The sequence below is a fragment of the Psychrobacter sp. T6-1 genome, assembly GCF_052258445.1.
Map to the genome: position 1 here is coordinate 1 of NZ_JBQQFC010000134.1, position 6,322 is coordinate 6,322.

General features: G+C 34.4%; 7 protein-coding genes. 6 read left to right on the forward strand and 1 reads right to left on the reverse strand.

Translation table 11 applies throughout. The features are described from left to right. The first annotated feature begins 558 nt into the window (after positions 1 to 558). The 4 genes from ACTXGO_RS08360 to ACTXGO_RS08375 all read left to right on the forward strand — a co-directional run bounded on the left by ACTXGO_RS08360 (position 559) and on the right by ACTXGO_RS08375 (position 3,626). The gene (locus ACTXGO_RS08360; RefSeq protein ID WP_443574025.1) at positions 559 to 822 is read left to right on the forward strand and encodes a major capsid protein; all 264 of its coding nucleotides are present in this window, start codon (positions 559 to 561) and stop codon (positions 820 to 822) included. A gap of 173 nt (positions 823 to 995) precedes the next feature. Further along, the gene (locus ACTXGO_RS08365; RefSeq protein WP_443574026.1) at positions 996 to 2,264 is read left to right on the forward strand and encodes a virulence factor TspB C-terminal domain-related protein; all 1,269 of its coding nucleotides are present in this window, start codon (positions 996 to 998) and stop codon (positions 2,262 to 2,264) included. Positions 2,265 to 2,269: 5 nt separating this feature from the next. After that, positions 2,270 to 2,566, forward strand: a complete 297-nt coding sequence (locus ACTXGO_RS08370; protein ID WP_443574028.1) for a DUF2523 family protein — start codon at positions 2,270 to 2,272, stop codon at positions 2,564 to 2,566. Between the two features lies 1 nt (position 2,567). Continuing rightward, positions 2,568 to 3,626: a zonular occludens toxin domain-containing protein gene (locus ACTXGO_RS08375; protein ID WP_443574029.1), complete on the forward strand. Its 1,059-nt coding sequence runs from the start codon at positions 2,568 to 2,570 to the stop codon at positions 3,624 to 3,626. A 614-nt stretch (positions 3,627 to 4,240) separates the two neighbouring features. Here ACTXGO_RS08375 and ACTXGO_RS08380 read toward each other — a convergent pair. After that, the gene (locus tag ACTXGO_RS08380) at positions 4,241 to 4,429 is read right to left on the reverse strand and encodes a hypothetical protein (protein WP_443574031.1); all 189 of its coding nucleotides are present in this window, start codon (positions 4,427 to 4,429) and stop codon (positions 4,241 to 4,243) included. Between the two features lie 212 nt (positions 4,430 to 4,641). Here ACTXGO_RS08380 and ACTXGO_RS08385 point away from each other — a divergent pair, with 212 nt between their 5' ends. Both ACTXGO_RS08385 and ACTXGO_RS08390 read left to right on the forward strand, forming a co-directional pair. Then, the gene (locus tag ACTXGO_RS08385) at positions 4,642 to 6,006 is read left to right on the forward strand and encodes a phage/plasmid replication protein, II/X family (protein ID WP_443574033.1); all 1,365 of its coding nucleotides are present in this window, start codon (positions 4,642 to 4,644) and stop codon (positions 6,004 to 6,006) included. 9 nt (positions 6,007 to 6,015) lie between these two features. Continuing rightward, positions 6,016 to 6,315 carry a hypothetical protein gene (locus ACTXGO_RS08390; RefSeq protein ID WP_443574034.1) on the forward strand — a complete coding sequence of 100 codons (300 nt, stop codon included), beginning with the start codon at positions 6,016 to 6,018 and terminating at the stop codon, positions 6,313 to 6,315. Positions 6,316 to 6,322: the final 7 nt, after the last annotated feature.

The following is a 6,322-nucleotide window of genomic DNA, read 5'->3' on the forward strand; positions in this document are numbered from 1 at the left end:
TTTTGAGATTTATAGTGTAAAGCCTTTAAATCCTAGTTCTTCTTCTCGTCCTGATATTAAAAAGGATTAATAACTAACTGATTTATAAGGCTTTTATTATGTCTTTGATTATAGATATTTTTATGGCTGTTTTTATTCTCTTTTTTGGTTTTGATTATCTTATTAACAATCGTAAATCATCTAATTGATTATATTATTAATATACCATTTATCTACTTTGCGAGTAAACCATGACTGATGATATGTATTTTAGGCTTTTCACTATCCTATCTGCTGCTGTATCTAACTTCATTGTTTACTTTACTTTTACTCTTGTAATCTCTTTGATTGTCATCTTTTTTTTACATCTTCCTCGTAGGTGTCGTGATGAGAGTTTATAAGTGTATTCAATTAGATGAAACGCTGACTACTTGTATTCAGTATGTTGAATCTTCTTCTTACAGTGACTTTAAATTAACTAATGAGCAGATGATTACTTACGTTGCTGGTATAGCAATGTTATTTACCGTAGTCACTGTAATTAAGATGATCAGACGCTCATATTTTTGAGGAATAATCATGGTTGAGAATCAAGATAATTTACCTTCATCTGAAGTAAGTAAATTTGCTTCTAAAAATCTTGCTGTTTTGACTGTTGCTGTTGTTGCGTTTGGCTTAATGTCTGGCGCTCATGCTGAAGAGGCGTCAATCGGTATTGATGCTTTTTCAGGCATTATGGCACTTATAACGAGTGCTGTTGCTATTGTTTCTGGTATCGGAATGGCGGTTTTATCTCTTTATGCGACTGGTAAAGTCTTTAAATGGGTTAGAGCTGCTTTTTAGAATTTTTAACTTCTATAAAAACAACTCGCAACCGCAATCGACAAACCCCGTTTGTGATGCGGTGCGAGTTGTTTTTTTTGGGTATAACAATGAATCCAGAATTTTTACTTCAAGTAATTACTATTGTTGCGCTTATTGTCGCTGTCCGTGATGCCTTATATTTGTAGGTTTTTATGAAATTATTTATAAGTTTTCTTATATCTTTAATGCTTATATTTTCTACACCTTTTGCTTATGCTTTGTCGGGTGATCCTAGTGATTTTGTAAAACCTGTTTCTTCAAAAATTGTTGACGGTAAGTTAATTACTCAATATGACGTTCAGTATAAGGGTGTTGTCAAAAAATCATCGGGTTTTTTAAATAAGATTGAAGTTGGTAAGCTTATGGGTAAAGGCTTTCGTAAATACTTTCCTGCCCTTCGTGCTTTAGATTTGGTTCAGATGGCTTTAGATTCGGGACTTTTATTTGATAATTCTACGGGTGTTATTTATGAAAAAGTTGAACAAAAAGATAATGATGTTCGTGTCTTATCGGGTACTAATATATTAATTACACGTACTGCTAACGCTCCATCGGGCAAGACTTGTATGGAAGTTTTTAATTTTTATCTCGCTAATAATGATCGTAATACTACTTCAGCTACCCTTATTTCTTGTTATTACAATAATCTTGATCAAATTCAATTAGGTCTTAAAGATTTAAATGTTACTTCTATGGATTATAACGGTAGTAGTCCGATTTATAGAAAATTGGCTACTGATTTAGTTAGTCCTGATACTATTCCTGATTTAAAAGAAGTTGATGGTTTCTATTCTTTACCTGCTAATGACGAAACAATTGGTTCTTTAGTTTTAGATAATGTTCCTCTTGAAGCTTTAGCTGATATGACTGTCTATACTCCTGAATTTCAGTCTCCTTCAGCTATTCGTGCTATTGAGGCTGTTAAAAATGAATTTGGTGATTATGAATATAAGTATGATGATGTTACTACCCCTAATACTGGCATTGGTTTAGCTCCTACAACTGAAGTAAGTACAAGTCAAGGAAGTCAGACAAATACTGATACTGATACAGATACTTCTAACCCTGAAACTTCACCTGAAGGCGGTTTTTCTTTCCCTTCTTTTTGTGATTGGGCAAGGCCTGTTTGTGATGCAGTTGATTATTTTACAGAACCCCCACCTGATATAGAACAAGTCGAATTGCCTGATCCTGATATTAATTTAGATCATGCTGCTACTGCTACTAAAGATTATGTTAGCTTTGGCGGTTCTTGTCCTGCTGATCTTTCTATACCTATTCAGCTTGCTGGTGTTTCTCAAGATATCGTTCTTTCTTATTCTCCGTTTTGTGAATTTGCAACCAAAATAAGACCCGCTATTATTTTGGGTGCTTGGGTGTCTGGATTAATGATTATTAGCGGCGGAAGACAAAGAGAGTAATTATTATGGCTGGTAGAGGTAGTTTCATTGGTGATTTAGGTGCTTTTTTTACAGGTCTATTACCTAATAGTTTTAAAACCTTTTTTTTAAGTATGGGTGTCGGTGTTGCAAGTGGTGCAATAGCTTTAACTGTTGTTAATTACTACATTAGTAAAATTCAACAGCAAGCTGGTTTACTTGGTGACATGGCTGGTATTGCCCACTTGGGTGGTTTGGATAAGGCGATTAGTATTCTAATTGGTGCTGTGATTATTCGCGCTACAATTCTTGCAAGTCAAGCATTTTTAACAAAGGCTTCTTAATATGTCATTTGATTCGTCTTTAGTCATTGGTCGTCAGTTGCTTCTTATTACTGGTCAAGTCGGCTCTGGTAAGTCTCATTTGTCTGTTTCTGCTGTTAGTGCCATAAGGCAAGATCACCCTGATATTCCTGTCTACGCTGATATTGAGGGTTTAAATATTGATGGTGTTTTGCCTTCTCCAGAAGATTGGCGTGAAACTCCTGCCAATTCCATTATATTTTATGATGAAGCACAGAAAAAAACTTTTTTTGAAAATTCAAATAAGCGCATCAATGATGATCCACGTATTAGAGATTTAACTACAGTAAGACATGAAGGTAAGACAATCGTTTTTATAACCCAAGATCCAAGTTTTTTACATACTGCAATAACCAAACTTATTAAGACCCATTATCACGTTTCTAATCCCTTTGAAAATGATAAACCTAAAGTTTTTGAATTTAATAAAGCTATTCGCTCTATTGATGATAAGGGTGTCTATCAAAAACAAGCAGTTAATCAATTTACTCATACTTTAGATAAAGAAATATTTCCTTTATATAAATCAATTGAAGATGGTGCTGTTCATAAAAAAACACGTAAAAGACCCAATAAAGTTTATTACATGATAGCTTTAGCTGTTGCTCTTATTCTTATCACTATCCCAGCTCTTTATTATGGCGTTAAGACTGTTTATAGTTCTATCTTTGAGGAAAAGACTATATCTACTACAAACGAGCCTTCTGGCTCTCCTATGGACGCTATGAACCCCACGTCTGCTGTTAGTGTTGGTCAGCAAGGTGCTGTTTTTAGAAAAGACCTTCATAATAAGTTTTTGCCAACCGACACAGTAGATATCGCTTCAGACGAGAATATACGCCCTGCAATGGTCATTCAATCTTCTAGTAATTGTAGAGTGTATAATCACTTCGGTGATCGTCTTATGATAAGTGTCGAAGAGTGTATGATTATGTCTGATGATCCTACTTTTATTCCTCGTTCGCGCCAATTAACCCCAGTTCCTTCCTATCTTAATGGCTCAAATAATGGTCAGTCTCAACAAGACTCAGCGCCTTCATAGTTTTATGTCGTCTTTCTTTATCTTATCTTTACCCTATTTGTAGTATCTTGTATGTAATACAATACAACATACTACATACTACAAGACATTCAATGTTCTCGATAAGTGAAGCTTTCGAGAATATGTTCTTTGTTTATGCGTAGTCTTTGATTGCGTTGACGCAACTTTTAGAATGAATGACTATTTTGTGTAACGTCTTGCTCAGGGCTTTTAAAATTCGAAATCAACGCGGAAAGGAGGGTGTGTTTTTTTCACATGCGAGGTAAACGGAGATAATTTTTAGGAACAAACACTGACTTAGTATAATGTCAGGGACTTTCTACAAATTTTCGTGAGTGTTCGTATTTAAAAAAATACATGGAGTTTCAAGGCAGTATTGAAGGATTTTAAAAGTAGTGGAATAAAATTGACATTCATTATAAATTGTGTTAAGTCAAGCTATTAAAGCTCGAATAAATGAAGGTATAACATCTTTTCGTTATGCCTTTATTTATTGAGCAAACAACCGAAGGGCGTTAGTTTTATGCTGGATTTTGTTTTTTCTTTCCTCGCACACCACTATCTAATGGTGTGCCTGAGTCTCATAATTTGACCTTTTGACGTATTTTAGCTATTTAGCTGAGCGTGATTTTCCCATTTTGATTTACTTCTAATCTTTCAATTGCGCCTTCAATTATGATGTGAACAAGTTTACTTGTTTGTATTGGCTGCTCTCCCAAAAATATCAATTCTTTGTTTATCTCGTTACATTTTTCTTTCAACTCGTTTTGTTCCCATGTTGTCAATCTTACCGTCTCTATCATTTTCATTCGCCTTAATTTAGTTGATAAATAGCTTGTTATTAAATTGTGTCTGTAATATAATTAATTTGTACCGTTACTTGTGTGCATGTTACTTGATAAACTGGGAATTATCATATGTCTTTTTATAAAAAAAATTATTACCGTCTTTGCCTCTTCTATGGTCTTATTCCCAGTTTGACTGTGGAAGAGGCACTTTTTTTGGGGAGGTTGTAATGTTAGATCATCTTAAACTTGCTATTCCAGTTCTCCCTTTGTTTATTAAGCATTTTGGCGATACTCAAATTTTTAATAGCGATATTCGTGATTATGGCCTTCCTGCTGCTACTCGTCATGTAAGTCGTGATGAAAATGGTAATACTATAACGGGTGATTTATACGCCCCTTATGAGTCTTTGCCTTCTTCATATACTGACATGGCCATGAAGTTTTATACTCAATCTCGTTACTGTCCACCTTATGTTGAGCTAAAAGCAAGCCCCTTAAAACTTTTACAAGGCCATAATGTTTTTGGTTTTGAAAGTATTGAACTTGGTGCTGTTGAAATGCTTGGTTTGCTTCGGGAAAGCTATCCCGATTTGTATCAAATACTTGATATAGCTAAAATTGAAGTTTTGCACTTAGATACTACTTATTTCTCCCGTTTGCCTAGTCAAACTGACGTTCAACCAGTTTTGAATTATTTAGCTAACTGTTCTGCTGGGCATCGTAAAGCTAATACGGCTGCTTACGATAATTATGTTACTTGGGGTTCAAATAATAGTCGTTATTTGCGTCCAAAGGCCTATGGTAAGTTTGAAGAAATGAAATCTCAACTTAGGACGTTGCAAAAAAGAGCTGATAAAGGTTGTGTTCGTAGTAAAAATTTAGTTACTAAGATGTTAGAAGTTTTGCCCTTTGCTAATTCCGTTGTACGTTTTGAAGGGCGCGTATGTAAGACTTATCTTGCAAAAAACGGCTATCCCACAAATTTATGGGAACTAATAAAAGAACAGCGTAAAAGGGATAGTAGAGCTAATTGTCCCACGCTCCTAAAGCACCTTTGGAATAAGGTTTTTGACCCTATTTTCAATACTCTAAAGGGGGAGAATATGCAATTCTCTGATAACAGTGAAATACTATTAAAGCTTAAAAAAACGCATTGGAAGCAAAATGTACCCAAAGAATATAAGGCTTATCAAGGTTCTGTTCAGCCTTTTACTAATTTCTCTAAAGATAATCGTTTTGATTTATTTTATACCCCATATTTATTTAATTTTTCTAAGTTAGATTTTCTGATACTTGGTAAAATTTCTTATGTTAAAGCTAACAATACTTTCCAGTTTTATAATATTGTTAGACAAATGGGCATTAAAAAGGTTAAAGCGGATAAGCTTTATTCTAAGCCTACTTTTTATAGACATATGAAGGCTTTAGATGATGCTGGTTATTCAAAAGCTTCTGTTGAAAATGCACATGAAAATCCCGAAGATGTCGCTGTTACTGTTTATCAATTTGTTAATTTAGGCTTTTTACAGCAATTGCCTGATAACTACAAAATCCCCACCAGTCGTCACTTAGACGCTTTATATGCTGCTTAGGAGCAAACTATGTCATTACAAGTTCAATTCAATAAACGTACTATTATGCCCGTCTCTTATGAGGGTAAACGTGGCATTGGTTTCAATGCTACTATTTTTACCCCTATTCAGTATGGTATTCGTTTTGCTGAAGGTGTTCAGCCTGTTGAGCAAATGAAGGCTGTTATGACCCAATGTGCTGAAAATTCTGAAGAGGTAGAGATTCAGTTTACTGAAGGTCAAAATCAATATGGTAAGTATTTTGAGATTTATAGTGTAAAGCCTTTAAATCCTAGTTCTTCTTCTCGTCCTGATATTAAAAAGGATTAATAACTAA